21 protein-coding genes are annotated in these 19,903 nt (G+C 41.6%); 15 read left to right on the top strand and 6 right to left on the bottom strand.

The window, feature by feature from the left end:
* Positions 1-21 precede the first annotated feature (21 nt).
* Positions 22-1,044 (bottom strand): cation diffusion facilitator family transporter, encoded by a 1,023-nt coding sequence (locus EHO59_RS15025; protein ID WP_135589279.1) that lies wholly within the window; start codon positions 1,042-1,044, stop codon positions 22-24.
* Between the two features lie 19 nt (positions 1,045-1,063).
* On the bottom strand, positions 1,064-2,095 hold the full coding sequence (locus EHO59_RS15020; protein WP_135589278.1) for an OmpA/MotB family protein: 1,032 nt from the start codon (positions 2,093-2,095) through the stop codon (positions 1,064-1,066).
* Between the two features lie 139 nt (positions 2,096-2,234).
* Here EHO59_RS15020 and mgtE point away from each other — a divergent pair, with 139 nt between their 5' ends.
* The 3 genes from mgtE (at position 2,235) to EHO59_RS15005 (ending at position 5,346) form a co-directional block, all read left to right on the top strand.
* On the top strand, positions 2,235-3,629 hold the full coding sequence (gene mgtE, locus EHO59_RS15015; protein ID WP_135589277.1) for a magnesium transporter: 1,395 nt from the start codon (positions 2,235-2,237) through the stop codon (positions 3,627-3,629).
* A 49-nt stretch (positions 3,630-3,678) separates the two neighbouring features.
* Positions 3,679-4,317, top strand: coding sequence for an LA_2219 family laminin/E-cadherin/plasminogen-binding protein (locus EHO59_RS15010; protein WP_135589276.1), 639 nt, complete (start codon positions 3,679-3,681; stop codon positions 4,315-4,317).
* 114 nt (positions 4,318-4,431) lie between these two features.
* Entirely contained in the window at positions 4,432-5,346 is a 915-nt protein-coding gene (locus EHO59_RS15005; protein ID WP_210413088.1) for a hypothetical protein, read from the top strand.
* A gap of 33 nt (positions 5,347-5,379) precedes the next feature.
* On the opposite strand, the gene mdtD is transcribed toward EHO59_RS15005, so the two are convergent.
* Entirely contained in the window at positions 5,380-6,792 is a 1,413-nt protein-coding gene (mdtD, locus tag EHO59_RS15000; RefSeq protein WP_135589274.1) for a multidrug transporter subunit MdtD, read from the bottom strand.
* A gap of 141 nt (positions 6,793-6,933) precedes the next feature.
* Between mdtD and EHO59_RS14995 the strand changes: the two genes are divergently transcribed.
* Positions 6,934-7,911, top strand: coding sequence for a patatin-like phospholipase family protein (locus EHO59_RS14995; RefSeq protein WP_135589273.1), 978 nt, complete (start codon positions 6,934-6,936; stop codon positions 7,909-7,911).
* 141 nt (positions 7,912-8,052) lie between these two features.
* The gene (locus EHO59_RS14990; RefSeq protein WP_167882125.1) at positions 8,053-8,964 is read left to right on the top strand and encodes a histidine kinase N-terminal 7TM domain-containing protein; all 912 of its coding nucleotides are present in this window, start codon (positions 8,053-8,055) and stop codon (positions 8,962-8,964) included.
* Between the two features lie 10 nt (positions 8,965-8,974).
* Here the strand turns inward: EHO59_RS14990 and EHO59_RS14985 are convergent, their stop codons facing one another.
* Entirely contained in the window at positions 8,975-9,496 is a 522-nt protein-coding gene (locus EHO59_RS14985; protein ID WP_135589271.1) for a DNA-binding protein, read from the bottom strand.
* A 511-nt stretch (positions 9,497-10,007) separates the two neighbouring features.
* On the opposite strand from EHO59_RS14985, the gene EHO59_RS14980 reads away from it, so the two are divergent.
* The 4 genes from EHO59_RS14980 to EHO59_RS14965 all read left to right on the top strand — a co-directional run bounded on the left by EHO59_RS14980 (position 10,008) and on the right by EHO59_RS14965 (position 14,652).
* Positions 10,008-10,316 (top strand): hypothetical protein, encoded by a 309-nt coding sequence (locus tag EHO59_RS14980; protein WP_135589270.1) that lies wholly within the window; start codon positions 10,008-10,010, stop codon positions 10,314-10,316.
* Positions 10,317-10,413: 97 nt separating this feature from the next.
* Positions 10,414-11,364, top strand: a complete 951-nt coding sequence (locus tag EHO59_RS14975; protein ID WP_135589269.1) for a c-type cytochrome — start codon at positions 10,414-10,416, stop codon at positions 11,362-11,364.
* A 198-nt stretch (positions 11,365-11,562) separates the two neighbouring features.
* Positions 11,563-14,091: a magnesium-translocating P-type ATPase gene (gene mgtA / locus EHO59_RS14970; RefSeq protein ID WP_425460246.1), complete on the top strand. Its 2,529-nt coding sequence runs from the start codon at positions 11,563-11,565 to the stop codon at positions 14,089-14,091.
* A 15-nt stretch (positions 14,092-14,106) separates the two neighbouring features.
* On the top strand, positions 14,107-14,652 hold the full coding sequence (locus EHO59_RS14965; protein WP_135589267.1) for an ion transporter: 546 nt from the start codon (positions 14,107-14,109) through the stop codon (positions 14,650-14,652).
* A gap of 43 nt (positions 14,653-14,695) precedes the next feature.
* On the opposite strand, the gene EHO59_RS14960 is transcribed toward EHO59_RS14965, so the two are convergent.
* Entirely contained in the window at positions 14,696-14,905 is a 210-nt protein-coding gene (locus EHO59_RS14960; RefSeq protein ID WP_135589266.1) for a YgaP family membrane protein, read from the bottom strand.
* 182 nt (positions 14,906-15,087) lie between these two features.
* Between EHO59_RS14960 and galE the strand changes: the two genes are divergently transcribed.
* Entirely contained in the window at positions 15,088-16,056 is a 969-nt protein-coding gene (galE, locus tag EHO59_RS14955) for a UDP-glucose 4-epimerase GalE (RefSeq protein WP_135589265.1), read from the top strand.
* Positions 16,057-16,267: 211 nt separating this feature from the next.
* Here galE and fbp read toward each other — a convergent pair whose 3' ends face one another.
* Entirely contained in the window at positions 16,268-17,287 is a 1,020-nt protein-coding gene (fbp, locus tag EHO59_RS14950; protein ID WP_135589264.1) for a class 1 fructose-bisphosphatase, read from the bottom strand.
* Positions 17,288-17,491: 204 nt separating this feature from the next.
* Between fbp and EHO59_RS14945 the strand changes: the two genes are divergently transcribed.
* From EHO59_RS14945 to EHO59_RS14925, 5 genes are all read left to right on the top strand, one after another.
* Complete coding sequence (locus tag EHO59_RS14945) at positions 17,492-17,923, top strand: hypothetical protein (RefSeq protein WP_135589263.1); 432 nt, start codon at positions 17,492-17,494, stop codon at positions 17,921-17,923.
* A gap of 213 nt (positions 17,924-18,136) precedes the next feature.
* Complete coding sequence (locus EHO59_RS14940; RefSeq protein WP_135589262.1) at positions 18,137-18,352, top strand: hypothetical protein; 216 nt, start codon at positions 18,137-18,139, stop codon at positions 18,350-18,352.
* A gap of 171 nt (positions 18,353-18,523) precedes the next feature.
* Positions 18,524-18,991, top strand: a complete 468-nt coding sequence (locus tag EHO59_RS14935; RefSeq protein WP_135589261.1) for a hypothetical protein — start codon at positions 18,524-18,526, stop codon at positions 18,989-18,991.
* A 202-nt stretch (positions 18,992-19,193) separates the two neighbouring features.
* A complete protein-coding gene (gene rpsU, locus EHO59_RS14930; protein ID WP_008591132.1) occupies positions 19,194-19,403 on the top strand; it encodes a 30S ribosomal protein S21 in 210 nt (69 codons plus the stop codon).
* A gap of 38 nt (positions 19,404-19,441) precedes the next feature.
* A complete protein-coding gene (locus EHO59_RS14925) occupies positions 19,442-19,891 on the top strand; it encodes a GatB/YqeY domain-containing protein (RefSeq protein WP_135589260.1) in 450 nt (149 codons plus the stop codon).
* The last annotated feature ends 12 nt before the right edge of the window (positions 19,892-19,903 follow it).

Raw genomic sequence — 19,903 nt, 5'->3', positions numbered from 1 at the left:
TCAGGCCAGGCCATCTTCCGTTCAGTGAGAATGGTGATGAGCCGGATGATCGTGAGTATGATGGTGGTGTCCCCATTCTTCCGAATCTATATCATGCAATGTCTTGGCTACGATTCCTTCGATCGCTTGAGTTGTCTTAGGATCTTCTAACTGAAGGTATATCTGTTCGAATTTCCATTCTCCTCTTAGGATCTCATACGCTTCTTTTAATATTTGATTCGAGTCTGCCTTGGCAGAGATCTGCAATCGAAATGCAGATGCATGAATTCCCTTAGTTAAAGTCCAGGTATGAGCAGAGAGGATGGATTCTACTCCTTTTATCTCCAATATATCTTTCTTCAGATGTCCCCATTCCTCATGGGTAGGAGACGCTTCCAAAAGAATGAAAATACTTTCTTTCAAGATGCTTGCTGCCGACTTCAAGATGATCAATGATAGAAGTAAACTGATCAATGGATCGATCCAGTTCCAACCCACGAATCGGATAAGCACAGCTCCTACAAGAACCGCCAATGTTCCAAGAAGATCACTGAGAACGTGCAAGTAAGCGGACCTAAGATTGATATTATCTCCTGCTATTCTCTTCAGAAGCCAGACAGAGAGAAGATTGAAAGCAATCGTTCCCAAGCTGAAGACAAGCATGGAATCGGGAGCGATCTCATGCTTTGCCTGAAATCTATCAATCGCCTCTATGATAATATAAACTGAGATGCCTGAGATGAGAATGGAATTGCAGAAAGCTGCAAATACTTCCACCCGAAAGAATCCGAAATTCATTTTGGGACTTGGTTTTCGATCCGAGATCCAAACCGCAAAGATACTAAGTAAAAACGCAAAAGAGTCGGAGATCACATGCCCCGCATCTGCGAGAAGAGCAAGACTCTTACTCTGAGCAGAACCGAATATCTCCCAGGAAAATATCAGAATAGAAAGAAGGAAGGTAAAGACCAGAGTCCGGATCGTGTCCTTACGTTTGGGACGCAGGATTGCCTGCCTTAGAAAAGGCTCGAAGCTGGAGATGGAAGCTGTTAGATTTTTATCCAAAGTGAAATTTCAAAAGGCCTTAATGGCTCTTTCCGCTTTGAGGCTCGAGTACGATATCCACTCTTCTATTCAAAGATCTATTTTCAGCGGTATCGTTGGAAACGATCGGTTGGTGATCTCCATAACCCGCGACCGAAAAATTTCTTCCGTCCAAATTCTTGCTCTCTAATAGAAAACGAACAACGGATAGAGCTCTCTCTGTGGATAGTTGCCAGTTGTCTTGGAATTTCTTGTTTCTGATCGGGATATTGTCTGTATGTCCTTCTACAATGATCAGGTTGCCTGGATAATTTCCCAAGATCTCTTTGATCTTATCTAATGCGGGAAAGATCTGTTTTTTAAGATCTGCAGAGCCTGAATCAAAAGAGATCTGGTCGTCTATATTGATCACGAGTCGGTTGTGGAATCTTTTAACTCTGATTTGTCCTTTTGCGATCTCACCCGAAAGCTTGGATTCAAGTTCATTTGCTTGTTCGGAAAGACGATTGAGTTCTCTTTTCTGGTTCTCGCTTAGATTTTCCAGCTTGGAGATCTGATCCGTCAGGGATTGGATACGAGCCTCGAGGCTTGCAATCTTGCTTTCGTATTCCCGCTTCATATCATCCATTTTTTGGATGCAATTCAACTTTTCCTTCTCGAGCTGGCTTCTCAGATCGTTGACTAGGTCCTGGTATTTCTTGGATTGCCTTTCGTTTTCCTCGATCAGTTCCTTTTCTTTACTGCTACTTTTGGTTTTCAATAAGGCGATCTGGTTCTCAAGTGCTCTAATCAGATCCGCGTACATGTCCTTATCCTTCTCTCTAAAGGATCTTTCGTTCGCGAGCTGGTCTTCGAGGCTCTTAATCTTGCCGTCGAGCGAGGCTTTTTCCTTCTTAGAGTTTTCTGATTCGTTTCGATATCGGATCTTCAAGGAATCTAACTCTAGTTCTAAGGTCACTTTTTCGTTATAAAGCTTATTGTATTCCCAGGGAAAATAGAATGCATCGGAAAAGACGGGAAGGGAAACTGCGAGCAGAATGATCGGTGTAAGTCGGAAAAAAAACTGTTTCATAGTCGGATAAGGAGACACTGGGTTCTATTCTAAGCCGTCCGATCCATCGTCAAATGAAAAACACCGAACCGAAAAATCAGGAAATTCATTGAACGAGTGAATTCCCTCAGGATTCTGTCGATAGGGGAGGAAAGCCGAAATGGACGAAACAAACAGCACAAAGGAAATTTCTTCCACGAAGGCCCAGCCGACATCAGCGGAATGGATGGGCTCCTTCTCCGAAAAAGTAGAGAATAAGGACAGAGAATATTTAAAGGCATTCACTTCTTCCAATCACCCTGCGGACATTGCAGAGGTCTTGGAAAGACTGGATGTAGAAGAAGCATTTTACGTATTTAAACTCTGCGATTCCGAAATGCAGTCTCAGATCCTGGTAGAGTTCGATGAGGATCTACAAGCGGATCTGATCTCTCGACTCAATATGCAGGAGATCTCTCCTATCGTCGAGAATCTGGAGCCTGACGATGTCACCAACCTGATCTCCGAGGTTTCTAAGGAGAAGGCGGAAGAGATCCTAAATTCACTCGATCGAGAGGACTCTTCTCAGATCAGAAAACAACTGAATTTTAGGGAATACACTGCAGGTCGTTTGATGACGACTGAATTCGCTTCCGCGTATGAAACCGATACGGTTCGAAAAGCAATTATCAAATTAAGAAGAGTCGCAAAAGAGACAGACGATATTTATCTTCTCTATGTCACCGACTCCGAAAATCATTTAAAAGGTTTCGTCAAACTCAAGGATCTATTTCTTGCTCCTTTAAATCAAAAGACGAGTAGGCTTGTAAAAGAAGAGGTCTTCTCCATTCATTATGATACGGACCAGGAAGAAGTGGCCCGTATGTTCCGTAAATACGACTTAGTCTCTGCTGCAGTAGTAGATGATCTGGATCGGATTATCGGGCGAATTACTGTGGATGATATCTTAGATATCGTTGAGGAAGAGGCTTCTGAGGACATCCTTCGTATGGGGGGAGTTTCGGAAGAAGAGAGACTGAACACTTCCGTTTGGGACTCCATCCGAAGAAGATTAGTGTGGCTAATCTTTAATTTAGGAACAGCAACTATAGCTTCTTCAATGGTTTCCTTTTTCGAGAGCACGATCCAATCTCTTGTATTTCTCGCGGCTCTTATGCCGATCGTTGCCGGAATGGGTGGAAATGCAGGAACTCAGGCAATCACTGTAGTAGTTCGAAATATTGCAACAGGAGATCTTGGTCCCTCCAACTGGAAGGTTGCATTTAGAAAAGAAAGTATCATTGGGCTTATCAATGGGATCACAATAGGATCCATCACTGGACTTGCTGTATACTTCTTCTTTGGAAAGCCTGCTCTTGCGGTGGTGATCTTTCTTGCCATGCTTGCGAATCTGATCATGGCGGCCTTGGTGGGAGCTTGTATCCCTATGGCCTTGAAATTGCTAAAAATAGATCCTGCAATCGCATCTTCTATCTTTGTGACAATGACTACTGATACATTTGGTTTCTTTTGTTTCTTAGGTCTTGCCACACTGTTCTTGCAATATTTAGTATAGTTAAGAAATTCGCATATAAATACAGATTTTATTGGGTAGGAAAAATCCTATGATCCGTGCATTGTTCTTTCGTATCTCCTTGATTGGTTTGGTGGTTCCACTTCTTTTCTTATTGGGAGCGTGTGCTAGCAGCTCTGTCCACAAACCGGACCAACCTAAGGGAGAAGTCGTACCGAATCCTGCAGGTGAATCGGAGATCGTGATCAATGAGGAAGGGGACGAAGTGAAGATCACTACTTTGGATCCACAAGCCTTTCAAGCTGTTTCCAAAGATACTGCAGAATATTTCAGGGTCTATATCACGAGTGATTCCTACAAGGTCCGCCAGATCAGAGGCGCGAAATTCATCAAGCGCAAGGTAGATAAGGGCGGGGACGCACTCATCAGCGAAGAATTAGTAAAATATAATAGAATAAATTTCAGCGACGATGGAATTATACTAGTGATCCTAAACGGAAATACTGGAGCAGTAGAGACTATTCGCTTCAATACTAGAGTTCCTCGCATCAATGATTTGGCAAAAATCATCCAGAACGATGTTACCCGTTGGTCCATGGAGCATTCAGAAGAGAAGCCTGTGGTAACAAAGTATCAGATCCACTACACGATTAAGCTCGAAAACAAATCGGGAACGACTCGCGACGGCGTGAAAGAAGATCTGAAGAAAGAAGTGATCAAGAGAAAATAATCTCTTTACAATTCGCAGTGAATTAAAATTACCAGGGCCCTTCGTTGGTATTCAGAACCAACTTCTCGAGAGTGCTGAAATATTTTTTCTTTTTGCAAATTCTGCGAGCGACGCATGTCGTATAAGAGATTTATATTTATGTTTACCCGCTTAACTTTCTCATTTCTTCTATTTTTATCTGCGTGTGATTGTAAGCAGGAACCCTCAAATCCAATGAAAGAGACTTCAATCCAAGACGAACAGGAAGCAGTTGATTTTGAAAGATGCGTCGATGGAAAGCTAGTTAGAAAAAAGGGAGATGATTGGGAAACCTGCGTTCGTCCGGAGCGAACCGTTTTTAGGCATACTCTAAAGAACGATCAAATTTTCGAAGTCAATCTCCAAAGTGAGATTATCCAAGGATCTCACACTTTTCATGATACAATAATCGTAAAATATAAGGGAAAGAAGGTCTTTTCCAGATCATATCTTGACCTACCTGTGTCCATCCGTTACGACGAAACCGAACACTTTCGAAATGGCAGCTACGATGTGTTTGTAGTGATTACAAACACTCAAGGAGCTCATTGCTGTTCCGTTGTGGATACAATCACTTTAGATCCTAAAGATAAACTCTCTATTTCTAATATTCCAACACCGGATCATATTAGTTTTGCAGATATGGATAATGATGGTTTCATTGATGCGATTGCAGGAAACTATCTAGACTATTTTCACCAAAGTCATGCCGATTCAGCGGATGCGTCTATTTTCTTTCGATTTAAAAACGGCAGGTTCGTACAAGACAAAAAAGCTTTTTCTAAGATATACGAAGGAATGGCTGAATCGCATAAAAGCAATATTAAATCGAATAATCCAAGTATAGAAAATCTTAATTCCGTGATTTCTGCCGCATTCTATTATATTTATATTGGCAAAGAAAATTTGGCTAAAGCACTGATCTATAAATATGGAAAAGAAATTGAGCGGGACTCGATAAATCCGACCCAATTGTTTAAAGAATTACGTGAGCTCGTAAAAGAGATTTAAGCCTTATCAGTCAGTCATAGGCCCTCTCTTCCCTCAATCCAGCAAATGCTCATTTAGATGTACAATCTTTCCATCCTCCTTCTTAAGCTGCCAAAAGATAAAGCTAGAAGAAAGAGTGACCAGTCCCATACAGACAAAGGTACTTCTAAACGCTAAGATCATCTGTTCGGAATGATTGCTTCCGAACAGATCTGTGAAAGCCTCTAAAGCAGTTGCAGCACAAGACACTCCCATTCCCATGGCCAGCATTTGAACCATGGAAAGCATGGTGTTCCCACTGCTTGTATATTCTTCTGTTAGATCTTTTAGAGCCAGAGTATTCATTGCAGTAAATTGCAAAGAATTGAACGCTCCGAAGAAAAGCAATTGGATAGAAATAGTCCACCAAGTATGACCGGATTGGCTGAATAGAAAGCTACACATTGCAAATCCAACTAACAATGTATTTGTCATGAGCACGACTCTATAGCCTAACTTATAGATCAAAATAGGAACCAGTCGTTTGATTGCGATCCCGGCAATCGCCATCGGCAACATCATAAGCCCTGCTTGGAAGGGGGAATAACCCATATTCACTTGCAAAAAAAGTGGAACTAAGAAGGGCATACTCGAGCTTCCTAATCGGGAGAATAAATTGCCGAGAAGACCTATACTTAATGTAGGAATAGAAAAGATCTTAGGTGAAAAAAGAGGTCGTGGTGTCCTTGCAGCATGGATCCAATAGGCAGTCAGGCTTGCTAATCCGAAAATGGTAAGCAATAGAATTCCGGCTCTCTGGATCCCAAAGCTGTAACTTGCATCCAATGCCATAGAGAATGTAACCATACCGAAAGCGAGTAACGCATAACCGGTTATATCGAATTTTGAAAGCTCCGAAAGAGGATCTCCTTTCATATAGATCGCGGCAAAACTCACTCCAATAATTCCTACTGGTATATTGATCAAGAAGATCCAATGCCAGGAAGCTGTTTCTACGAGCCAACCACCCAAGACTGGTCCGATCAAAGGACCTATCAAGCCGGGAATTGCTACGAAACTAATCGCTTGTAAGAATTCGTCTCTCGGAACGGACCGAAGCAATGCCAAACGTCCAACAGGAAGAAGAAGTGCTCCTCCCATTCCTTGTACGATGCGCGCGAGCACCAAGTGGGTAAGATTTTGAGAAGCCGCGCAGAATAAGGAGCCTATCACAAACAAAGAGAGTGCTCCAATATACACCTGTCTCGTTCCGAATTTATCGGCGATCCAACCAGAGGCAGGAATGATCATCGCCATCGTAAGTAAATACACTACAACAACGGATTGCATTTTAAGAGGGCTGGTCCCGAGGCTACTTGCAATAGCAGGAATCGCAGTATTGACAATCGTACTGTCGAGGGTCTGTACGAAAAAGCCGCAAGCGACTAACCATAGTAAAATTTTGGAATTCTTTTCATCTGAAGCCATAGATGCAAACCCACTCCCCAAAGGGAAAATTCTTCTTAGTCTCTATTAAATTTTCCTTTTTTCAAATGTCATCCCAATATTCTTTGTAAACGAAGCGTTATACGCAGACCAAATCTCCTCGCAGAAGCGGAAAGGCATTTTATGAAAAGAATATTACAAATCGATGGTGGAGGGATTTTAGGGATCATGCCCGCTATGGTATTGATCCGATTAGAAGCTTTACTCCAAAAAGTTAAGAAAAAAAGTTTAGCAGAATCTTTTGATCTAATAACCGGTTCTTCTACCGGAGCGATTATAGGCGGAGCGGTGGCCGCAGGAGTTCCTATCCAGACGATCGCCGATCTCTATATTAAAAAAGGTGCAAGTTTATTTACCTCTAGGACAAAATGGAATCCTGGAAATTGGTTGAGACCTAAATATGATCGAACTCCTTTTATTTCTGAATTAAATTCTACTCGGACTTCCGATGGAAAATTGCTGGGAGAGCTTAAGATGAAGGATTTGAAAACTTCCTTCATGGCCACTGCTTTTAACCTTTGCTCCCAAAGGACCCATTTCTTAAAATCCTGGGATAAAGCAGATAAGAATCGGCCAGTTGCGGAGGTGATTACATGGTCTGCTTTATCAGCAGCGTATTACTTTGGAAAGATCAATGTTCCTGATTTTAAATGGACTAACTATTCTCCAGACGGTTCTGAAAAAACGGAAACGGGCGCAGTTTTTCAGGATGGAGGGCAAGGAATCAATAATAATACGATCCATTATATTCATACCGAAATCCTTGCGAACGATTGGGAGGCTAAAGGAAGTTTGATCATTTCACTCGGAACTGGGAATGTAAGCCCGTACGTTACATACGCCGAAGCCTCTAAAACTGATTTCATTGAACAGATCGCCAAATATCCATTTCAAGCAAGAAATGAGTCTACGATGGCCCAGGTATTAGAGGCTAGATATATTTCTCAAATGAATCGGGCCATGAAATTTCACCGTTTTGATACCCTGATCCAGCAGGAAGAAAATCAATTAGATAAAGTGGAACTCATTGACCGATTTGTAGAATATGGCAGGAAAATGGCGGATACTCTGGATGAGACTTTCGTTAAAAAGAATTTTTGAATTAAAGTCCTCGATTATCCTCTCTATCTACCATTTGGAATATGCCCGGAGACAAATTTTTACTATAGATTTCTTGCCAACTATGAATGGGGCGGAAATTCTGATCCCATATATATAGTTTTGCTGTCTTGGAGTCTTGCCTTGTCCCTGTTCGTCTTCTTGCTTCTGTTCAGTTCGGCCTTATTCTTCTATTATAGATCCGAGAGGAACAAGTTAGCGCTCGCTTTTGCCCTTTTAACGATCACAATCGCGTCCTGGTGTCTTTTGGTCTTCCTTGGTGGGCTGCCTTTGCCACAAGGAATGCGGTCCTTCATTTTGGACATCACTCTTGTTCCGATCATTTTCCTTCCTTTATTCAATAATTATATTATTCGAAACTATACAAGACCTCACGATCTAATTCCCATCCCCATGTATTTCATGGTGGCTCATATCACGGCAATTATTGTATTCTCAGCACTTTCCGTTATGGGCCTTGTATCTCCCTACTATTTGGATGGAGACGTTGTTCGGTATCGAGGCGGTTTGACTTATATCCTTTTGATGCTGTACATTTACGTCTCGACTATCTGGGGTTTGGGTAGAGTGGTATGCAATATGGTGAAGGGTAGTTATTTTGTTCGCCTTCATTCCATTTATATTTTTACTGGGATCCTTCTTGCGAGTATCATTGCATTTACCTTTTTGATCGCGCTACCTTCAAAGGAGCCTAGCTTAAGTCCTTTGGCATCCTTCGGTATGCTTGCATTTCTTTGGTTTAGTTGGGTTCCGGCTACAAAATACAGGCTGTTCAATGTTGCATTGACGGACTTCGGACAAGATTTTCGTAATCCTAGGCTTTCTTCTATTATCATTACGATCAATCGGTTTCTATTGAATAAGATGGATCCTATTGCATATAAGGATATATGCGACCAATATGAAAAATTGAAATTAGAAGAGATTGAACGGATCCAAATGTCCGGTCTATACGATTTGATCCGAAAGGCTGGAAATCCTGTGAAGTATATAGTTACTTCTTCGGAAAAGATCGTGAAAACATTCTTTCGTTAGCCGAAATCGATCATTTCTTTTTTCGAATTACTTTTCTCTCTACCTTAAGAGCTGCTTCTAAGATATCTTCGTACCCTTCGCTAGGCAGATCAAACATGACTGAGATCAAATTTCGAAAGAGCCGGTTTTTCTTTTCACTGAACAATTTAATACAGAATCTACTTACAAGATCCTGATCGATCTCTTCTAAGGTTTCGCTAAGATTTACGATTCTCGCAAGCTGAGCATTCTTTACTTCAGATAAATTGGTATTTGTTTTTACCCAGGAACCGAATTCCTTATGAAAGACAGGCAATAGCTCTTCGAGCTCCGCCTTTTCTTGTCCTTTTCCGGTCCTAACAAATATCTTTGAGATCCCAAACTTAAACAAAAGCTGATTTAGAACGGATTCAGGTGTCTCTACATTCCCATTGATCCATCGATACACTGTGGTTTCGGACCTTTGCAAGTACTGAGAGACTTCCTTGACATTCGTCAGTAGAGTTACCGCTAATCCGAGTCTTTCGCCTTCGGTAATCAGATCTTTAGCCATATTTGTTTTCTCTTTTTTTCATAATCGGCAAAATGTAAAAAATACTTGCAAACTTGCATTTTGTTGGTTTGATTGGTTCCACAATACCATAGTCAATTTTGGGTTCAAGAAGTAATTTTAGGTGTTTTACGGATAATTTCGGTAAGATTCCTAGGTTTTTGAACCTTAGATTTTCTTTGCCTATTGGGATTTTCAATTTTTTTCGGATGGGTGTTATCCGTTAAAAATTTCTATTTTATGGAAATATAAACTTCTGAATCGGATGGAACTCTTTAAGCTTACATTAGCAAAATTTATAGTGAAGACAGAAGACTATTCGTCTCTCTTTTCTTCCTATTTTATATTTCTAAAAGGGCTTTCCTTGCTTTCGCTTAGTTTTTACGGGTTTTCCTTATTCGGAGCAGAAATCCCGGAACGAGTTTCTGTCGGCAGAATTTCTTCCTTTTATAAATTATCTCTCGTATTTTCCGAACTCGATTCTTCTTTCATTGATATTGAGTTTGTGGGGAAGATGCAAAGTCCTCTGCTTAGATTTCTTTCAAAGAGTAAGATCCTTGCTTCTTATGTGAAATTTTATCCTTCCGTTACTCAATCTGAGGTCCAGAAAGATGGACTTTGTTTCTCTCAGGAGACTTTCATTAAGACAAAAGAAGGCTATATTCTTATCGAAAAGTTAAAAGTAGGGGACTATGTTTTAGGCGGGATTGAGAGCTCAGGCGAATTGGCCTATAAAGTGGTTACAGAAACATTTTTAGAAGATGTCCATTCGATAAAATGCAAGATCCAAACCCAGGCGATCCGGAAATGTGCTGAACTTTAATAGTATTGAATGCAAAAATCGAAGAGTATTGTCAAAAAGTTATAGCTTCTTACCATTCAATCTCTAAAAAGTCCCTGGTTATATCCAGAGGAACTGAATGAAAAGAATTCAAAAGATCATTGGAGCAATCTTCTTGCTCATACCAATTTTAGCGATTGGGTCCTTATACGTTGCTTTTCCAAAAATGAGACCGCCAGAAGAGATTCAGGCAAAACAAGATCGAGGGAATATTGAAAGAGGAAGATATCTTGCAAATCATGTTTCCGCCTGTATCGATTGCCATTCCACAAGAGATTGGCAGAAATTTTCAGGACCATTGCTTCCTGAATCCATCGGAGAAGGCGGGGAGATCTTTGACCAAAAGATCGGTTTTCCAGGCTCGTTTGTAGCTCCGAACATTACTCCTGCTTCGCTTGGAACTTGGACGGATGGAGAAGTGCTTCGTGCAATCGCGAGTGGTATTAGTAAGGATGGCCGTCCTCTTTTTCCAGTCATGCCACATCCTCTTTACGGTAAGATGGCAAAGGAAGATTTGCTTTCTATCATTTCCTACTTAAGAACACTTCAACCTATCCAAAAAGCAAACGGTGCTTCCAAACCAGACTTTCCTTTTATTCTAATTTTAAGAACCATTCCCGAGCCTGCAGAATATGGAGAGTCACCTAAACGTGAGGATAGGATCGCTTACGGTAAGTATTTATTCAATGCAGCTGCTTGTTCCGAGTGCCACACGAAGAAAGAAAAAGGCCAGCCGGTTGCAGGTATGGAACTAGCTGGAGGTTTCGAATTTCCCTTGCCGAACGGAACTAAGACCGTTTCTGCGAATATTACCCCGGATAAAGAAACCGGTATCGGGCATTGGTCTGAGGAAAGATTTGTGGAACGATTCAAGAGTATGGAGCCACCTCGTTACCAACCTCATCCAGTAAAAGAGGGTGAAACTCAAACCATCATGCCTTGGACTATGTATGCAGGAATGACTAAGGACGATTTGGCGGCGATCTTTGCTTACTTGCAAACGGTCCGTCCTATCTTCAATAAGATCTAAAACTTTGACTCTATCGTTCAGCAGTCGATTGAACGATAGAGTTTTTGCTCCTCTTCCACCTCAATAAGCAATTTGACTGATAACAATCATCTTTGCTTTTTCCGTTCGAGTCCTTTTTTCGCTTTTCTGAAATCGATCGAGTAGAGATCGTACAAGCTTTTATATCTCCAATCTTTTTGTGAATTTTTCTGAAACATTATGAATGAAACGAATTCTCTCTCCTCATTTTGGTCCCTATCTCCTGAAAACTGTCTAAAGGAACTAGATTCCTCTCTGAAAGGTTTGTCCAATGCTGAGGCCAAAGAGCGCCTAAGTAGATTTGGAGAGAATCGATTGACTGCTAAGGAAAAAACTTCCGCTCTCGGCCTTTTGCTGAATCAATTCAAGAGCCCGATCATTCTTCTTCTTTTTATGGCAGCGGGGCTCTCCGTTATCGTTCAGGACGCAGCAGATGCGATCATCATTTTAGGAATCGTTTTGGCGAGCGGACTCTTGGGTTTTTGGCAGGAATACGGCGCCATGAATGCGGTCGAAAAACTTCTCGCAATGGTGCAAATCACGGTATCCGTTTTCAGAGAGGGCTCTGCGACTGAATTACCTTTAGATAATATAGTTCCCGGCGATATTTTAAATTTAAGTGCGGGGAATATCATTCCTGCAGACAGCATTCTTCTGGAATCCAAGGATCTGTTCGTGAATGAGGCGACTCTCACTGGAGAGACCTTTCCTGTAGAAAAGTCGGTAAATGAACTTCCTCCAGAGACTCCTTTGGCAAAGAGGATCAATTCTCTTTGGATGGGAACTCATATCATTAGCGGCCAGGCAAAGGCCTTAGTCGTAAAGACAGGCAAGGATACAGAATTCGGAAGTATCTCCGAAAGATTGAAATTGCGACCTCCCGAAAACGAATTCGAAGTAGGAGTAAAGAAGTTCGGATACTTTCTTCTTCATATTACTTTGCTTTTAGTGCTTGGTATTTTTGTGATTAACGTGTTTTTAGAGCGTCCTGTTCTGGATGCGTTTCTCTTTTCTCTCGCGCTTTCCGTAGGTTTAACTCCTCAACTCTTACCTGCAATCATTAGCATCAATCTTTCTCATGGTGCCAAGAAAATGGCGGAGAATAAGGTAATCGTAAAGCGTCTGTCCGCGATCGAGAATTTCGGAAATATGAATGTGATCTGTTCTGATAAGACCGGAACTCTTACGGAAGGAACCGTGCAATTCCATTCTTCTCTAAACTCGAATGGAGACAAAAGTGAGGAAGTTTCTCTTCACGCATTCATTAATGCATCCTTCGAGACTGGTTTTATCAATTCGATTGATGAGGCGATCCGTAAGGATCTAAATTATGATCTATCCGATTATACCAAGACGGATGAAATCCCTTATGATTTTATTCGAAAAAGATTAAGTATCCTAGTGTCTCACAAAGGATCTCATCTTTTGGTCACTAAGGGTGCTCTTACGAATATTCTGGATGTTTGCAAGTTCGTAAGGGAAGGCCAGAGTGCTCAAGTTTCCTTGGAAGCAGTTCGGGAGAAAATACAAAAGTTATACGAGGATCTGAGTGCACAAGGATTTCGGATCTTGGGAATTGCAAGCAAGCAAATAGGAAGTTCCTCCCGGGTATCTAAATCCGATGAAGAAGGAATGGTGTTTTTAGGTTTATTAGTTTTTCATGATCCACCTAAACCAAAAGTGCATGAGACCATCGCTTCTTTACGTAATCTGGGAGTTTCTTTAAAGGTAATTACGGGTGATAACCGACATGTGGCTCGATCCCTTTGTTCGCAAATAGGACTCGATCAGCCCAAAGCCTTGTATGGAGAAGAGTTGAATCGTGTTAGCGATGAGGCTTTGATCCATTTAGTAGGCGATGTGAATATATTTGCTGAGATAGAACCAAATTGCAAAGAAAGGATCATTATCGCTCTCAAGAAAGCCGGAAACGTTGTAGGTTATATCGGAGATGGGATCAACGATGTATCAGCTCTTCATTCCGCAGATGTGGGAATCTCAGTCGAGACAGCGGTAGACGTTGCCAAGAATGCAGCAGATATAGTTCTATTAGAAAAAGATCTAGAAGTATTAGTAGAAGGGGTCAAGCAAGGGAGAGTTACATTTGCAAATACCTTAAAATACGTCTTCATGGCAACCAGCGCCAATTTCGGAAATATGTTTAGTATGGCGGGAGCATCCTTGTTTCTTCCTTTCTTACCTTTACTTCCGAAACAGATCTTGCTTACAAATTTTTTGACCGATTTTCCGGAGATGACGATTGCAACGGATCAAGTAGATACAGAAATGATCTCTTCTCCCAAACGCTGGGATATTTCTGTGATTCGAAAATTCATGCTCGTATTCGGATTAGTCAGTTCCTTCTTCGATTATTTAACCTTCGGAGTTTTACAGTGGGTCTTGCATGTGGACCCTGAGCAATTCAGGAGTGGTTGGTTTATAGAATCCGTTGTTTCGGCTTCTCTCATCGTGCTTGTGATACGGACTAGAAATCTATTCTTTCGAAGTAAACCAGGAAGACCATTGTTCATTGTGACTTTGCTCGTGATCTTTGCCACCATCCTTCTTCCTTATACTCCAATTGCGGAGGTGTTTGAGTTAGCACCATTGCCGTTAGAGTTCTTGGGAATCCTGTTTGGGATCATATTACTTTATGTGACCATGGCGGAAGTAGCCAAACATTTCTTTTATAAAAGAGTCAAGATCTAGGTCGGAAGGATTGGAATGACGATAGACAGATTCATTCTTAAGAATATTATTAAAAGCTTACTCGAATACAGCGTGTTGATTTCCTTCGGACTATTCGTTATCTACTTGGACGAGATCGAATTTTCAGGGTTAAATATCACGTATCTCATCATTTTTCTCGCGGGCGTAAAATCGGTGTATTTCTTTATCAAAGGTTTCAAGAAGATCTCCGAGTTCTCTGAGCTGGAAGTTAGATATTATGAATTTTTGGTGTTCATTGCTGTAAACATCAGCATGATCATTTTGTCTTTTGGAATAGACTATTTCTGTCTCTTTCGGATCGATCCTAAGTCTTTCTCCGGATTGCCGATCGAGGCTGCGAATACAGCGCTTTCTTTTAAGTTCTTCTATTTTAGTTTAATGATCTTCACGAATATAGGGATCATTAAGATTATTCCTGAGACGACTGAATCCGAGATTTTAGTGATCTTGGAAGCGATTGTTTCCTTTATCACGATTATTTTTGTTTTATCCGATTTTCTTAGCTTAAAGGAATCCTTAAGTAGAAAGAAAAATTTCTGAAATTTTACCAGGGATTGTCTTCATCCCCAGTAAAATTGAATTCTCACTTCTTGTGCGCGTGAAAGCGAGTGTTGATGCCTAATACTGAATAGATCGGGCACCAACCGATTATACCAGTAACCAAAGGAATGCAACCGATCGCAAAGAGAGGTATCTTGTACCATTCGTTGGTAAAGAAGGCCCAGGCAATCAAGCCTGTTCCCAATAAGACTCTAAAGGCACGATCAAAAAAGCCTGAATTAATGAATTTCATCGTTCTTCTCCTATATTTAGGATCGATGATAAAAATGAAACGGTCAATCCGCAATAGGTCTCTAAACAAAGCGCAGACGATGACTTTTATCAAAGGATTCTAATCTTTGGCGGAACTGCATTTAGAACCATGAAATTCCTTTTTACAATTTCATGTACGGATAGAAAAAGGTAAAAATCCCTATGAAGAAAATCCTAGTTACCGGAGGAGCCGGATACATCGGCTCTCACATGAATAAATATCTACACAAGCAAGGTGTGGATACCATCGTTTTCGATAATTTATCTAACGGGCATATGAAGTCGGTAAAATGGGGGACCTTCATCCAGGGAGATCTTTTACATAAAGAAGACCTCGAAAAACTATTTCAAGAAAATGAAATAGAGGCAGTGATCCATTTCGCTGCATTTGCCTACGTTGGTGAATCCGTTCTTGATCCTCAAAAATATTATATTAACAATCTTGTCGGGACCATTAATCTTCTAGAGACAATGCTTCGCCACCAAGTGAAGAATTTCATTTTTTCTTCAACTTGCGCGACCTATGGAGCCGTCACTCAAGTCCCTATTGTGGAAACAAATCCTCAGAGCCCTATCAATCCGTATGGCTGGTCCAAGCTGATGATTGAAAAGGTATTGGAGGATTATTCCAAGGCCTACGACCTAAAGTATGTTGCACTTCGTTATTTCAATGCATCGGGTTCCGATCTGGATATAGGAGAAGAGCATGATCCCGAAACCCATCTTCTTCCGATTGTGATTGAAAATGCATTGGGTAAAAGAAATCAATTAGTCGTAAATGGGAAGGATTACGATACCAAAGACGGGACAGCGGTTAGAGATTATATTCATGTAATGGACTTGGCCCAGGCTCATTATTTGGGTTTGAAATATTTGCAAAATGGCGGCTCTTCCGACTTTTTTAATCTCGGAATTGGCACTGGCTTCAGCGTTTTAGAAATCATCCAAACCGTGGAAAAGATATCAGGCAAGAAGTTAGAATACAAGATCGGCCCAAGAAGAGAAGGGGATCCAGCCATTTTGATTGCAGACAATACTAAGGCAAAGAAGGTCCTCGGATGGGATCCCCAATTTGCAAATATTGAGACAATCGTTTCCAGCGCTTGGGAATTCCATAAGTCTCAGGCTTAATATATTTTTTGAATATAACTGGGCAGTGGATCTTAAATCTCACTTTTATTTTGCGACGATATTTTGAGTTTCAAAAAGGAAGAGAATAAAAGTAGATTCTCAGTCGAATCACCAAAAGGAATTTCTTTTTTGTCTGTTTTAGAAAAGTAAAAGAAAAGAAGGGGTAATTTGGGCCTTCCTTTGATCGGAAGACCCAAGTGAAGGTAGGAAATTATTTAACGAAGGTAAGGAAATGCTCCACTTCTTTTTTAGAACCTACTACGAAAGTCGTTCTTTCATGCAATTCTTCCGGCTGCATGTCTAGGATTCTTTTCCCTTCTACAGTGACTGCCATTCCCCCTGCTTGTTCTGCGATGAGCGCCATCGGAGCTACTTCGTATAAAAGTCTAAGCTTTCCTTTAGGATACTTGGAAGACTTGGTATCATTCGGATAAAGGAAGATTCCTCCCTTTAATAGGTTTCTGTGGAAGTCCGCTACGAGAGAACCGATGTATCTAAGAGACTGAGGCTTTCTTCCGCCTTCGATCGACTTGATATTCTTAATATAATTCTTCACTTCATCCGACCAATAGTCATAGTTTCCTTCATTGATGGAGTAGATTCCACCAGACTCAGGCATTTTCATCTCCGGGTGAGAAAGAATAAATTCTCCACAAGATGGATCCAAAGTAAAACCGGAGACTCCCTTTCCTACGCAAAGCACAAGCATGGTAGAAGAACCGTATACGATATATCCTGCCGCTCTTTGCTTGGAACCTTTTTGTAAGAGATCCTCTTTGGTTCCTGGAGTTCCTTGAGGAGTTGTCCTTAAATGAACGGAGAAAATAGTTCCGATAGAAACGTTCGCATCAATATTAGAAGATCCATCTAATGGATCGATCGCGATCGTATATTTACCGATTTTGTAGCCGTTAGGGATCGCAATAATCTCCTCTTGCTCCTCGCTACCCATAGCGCATAAGTGACCACAGCGGGTAAGTGTATGAGTGAAGATCTTATCTGCATACTCATCCAACTTCATCACTGTTTCGCCCTGGACATTGGTTTGGTCGGTGGAGCCTAATATATTCTCCAAAAGACCTGCTTTACGTACTTCTCTGGAAACGATCTTGGCTGCGTACACCAAGTGGCTCATCAGCGCGGTAAAATCTCCCGTTGCCTGAGGAAGCTTCAGTTGTTCCTCGATTAGATATTGAGAAAGACTCACTAATTGTGTGGGATGCGCGCTCACGATGGCTCTCCTTGGTTCCGTTTTCGGTTTACCGGATAGAAAATCGCCCCTGGCCTGCCTGACAAGCGGGATTTCTGGCCCAGACTCTCTTCAAGTATAAGGGAGTAACAAGCAAAGACCAGGCATTTCCTTCCATGGAAAAGAAATCCATTCTCCGAAAAAGCCTGGAATTTTGAAAAGGAGAAGTCGATATTTAAGAAGAACATGGAAAACACGGATCAAAAGCCTAGAATTCCGGACGTATTCGAAGAATTCACAAACCAATTCTTAAGAGATGTTAAAAACTCGCTCAGTACAGAAATGGTACTGACCCATTTTTACTTCCAGGATCTATCTCAGTATTTTCGTTTATTGGGAGAGCAGAAGTCCGGAGAGATCTTAGAAGAATTAAAGTCTGTGATCCAAGCCCATCTTCGTCCGTATGACAAGCTCTATGTCCTCAACGCCAGATCCTTCTTAACATTCTGTCCGGATTGTAGATTGGATATCGTAAAGAGCCGCTTCGATGAAGTGATTTTTCAAGTGAACCATCTCATCATAGATTATGAGATCCGATTCTTGGAGCTTACGGAAACTCTGGATTCCTTTCAACCAGTGTACGAGAAACTCTTAAAACCTTTGCCCGAAACTCTTTAACAAATTTGAAATTCCTGCAAACGTAAATAGAAGAATGATCGAACACTCATCAGCAAGACGAGGATGATCAGTACTAAACTTTTGTGTGGTACCTTCCGCTTTTCTTTCGAACTAAAGTCTTACTTCTCTCAGTTGATTTTATTTTCTTCCTAAAAAAACTCTCTCCAGGAAATGAACGTTTGTACCGTAAATTGAACCGTACGGGAGGGAAAGATGAAGGACAGGGCGGCGCAATTTAAAGATACCTTGGAACGTTATATCAACTACAGAGGGATCGATATCATTCTCACTCTCAAAGACGGAACCGTGATCGAGCTGGACAAAAACAGAAGAATGGACGGAGACGTGGTCATCAAGAACGGAGACTTCGGAATAGAAGCAACCATTGAAATTTCTCAGATCCAAAAGGCCGATTTCTTCGCAGCCTAATTCAACTCTTTTCTTAATATTCTAATATGGATGATAAAGATCCGAATCCGGATCTTTCATTTCTTCTCCAGAAACTGCCCGAAAACTTCCTTTTAGTTCTTGCTGGTCTTTCTTTTCTAGATTACAATTTTTCCCCGCAGTGAAGGAACTTAGGTTCCGCAGGGGGAATTCATGGAAGTAATAGGTTTAGTCCTGCTCGCAGGCTTCATCGGTACAGTTTGTATGTCTGTCTCGATGTGGTCTATCCATTATGCAGGTTCTGTGAACGCGGACATGATCCGTGCGATCGGAAGCTTCTTCACCAAGGATATGAACAAAGCTCTGGTTCCAGGGATTATCACTCATATTATCTTTGGGATCATGTTTGCCTTTCCCTATGCGTTTATCATCAATCTTGCCCCTCATGTGTTGATCGCTTATATTGTCACAGGAGGAGCCTTGGGTTTCTTTCATGGATATTTAGTCGGTTTTGTACTGGTATCCTTGGTTGCCCAAAAACATCCGCTGGAGCAATTCAGAGAGGCGGGGATTAGTGTGGCCGCCGCTCACGTTTTCGGACATTTGGTCTATGGAGTGGGAGTCGGAGTGGTTCTCGGTCTTGCGGGCTTTAATTTCAAGCTCGTCCTGGGAATGAATTAGATTATGTCTAAAATTCGGCTTTCCTGCCTGGAATTCTGCCGAATGGCATTGACTTCCGGGGTGGTCAACAGAAATTAGTAAATACGGGGTACTTTGTCCCCAGACTCCGGACCATTGGTACGTCCATTTTGGTCGGTAACAGGTTTTGCCGCTACCGTTTATCCGGTCCTTAAAGAATCCAGACAGGGAGGAATTCCACCGAATGGTAGGAATCATTGTAAAGGAAGGCGAGTCCATCGAATCCGCTCTCAAACGTTTCAAGAGAGATTGTGCAAACGCTGGAATCATGAGCGAGATCAAAAGACGCGAATTCTATGAAAAGCCAAGCATCAAAAAGAAAAAGGCTCTCGAATCCGCAAAACGCAAACTAGAAAAGAAAAAACGCCTCTTCTCTCGTAAAGACCGCGGTTAATCCGCGGTTCTCCGAGCGAGGATCAAAAGAGAGCGGGCATGTCCCTCCAAATTAAAATCAACACCGACCTAAAAGAGGCCATGAAATCCAAATCGGAACCTCTTCTTTCCACTCTACGCCTATTAAAGGCGGATATTCAATATGAGCTCACTAAGAATGGCGCTCAGGAATTGAGTGATGAACAGGTCATTGTACTCATCAAGCGAGGATATGCAAAACGGACCGATGCCATCGAAATGTATGAGAAGGCGAATCGATCCGATCTAGCGGATAAAGAAAAGGGAGAGGCTGAAGTTCTAAAAAGCTATCTTCCTCCAGATGTTCCTGAGGAACAGATCCGTGCTGCAGTTGATAAGATTGTCCAAGAACTCAATGCTTCAGGTCCCAAAGATACAGGAAAGGTCATGGGAAAAGTTATGGCAGAGTTCAAAGGCGCGAATATAGACGGATCAAAGGTTTCTGCGATCGTAAAATCCAAACTTTCCTAAGCGGGCAAAGCG

It is taken from the genome of Leptospira semungkisensis, from assembly GCF_004770055.1.
Lineage (GTDB): Bacteria > Spirochaetota > Leptospiria > Leptospirales > Leptospiraceae > Leptospira_B > Leptospira_B semungkisensis.
This window is presented reverse-complemented; position numbering and strand designations above follow the sequence as displayed.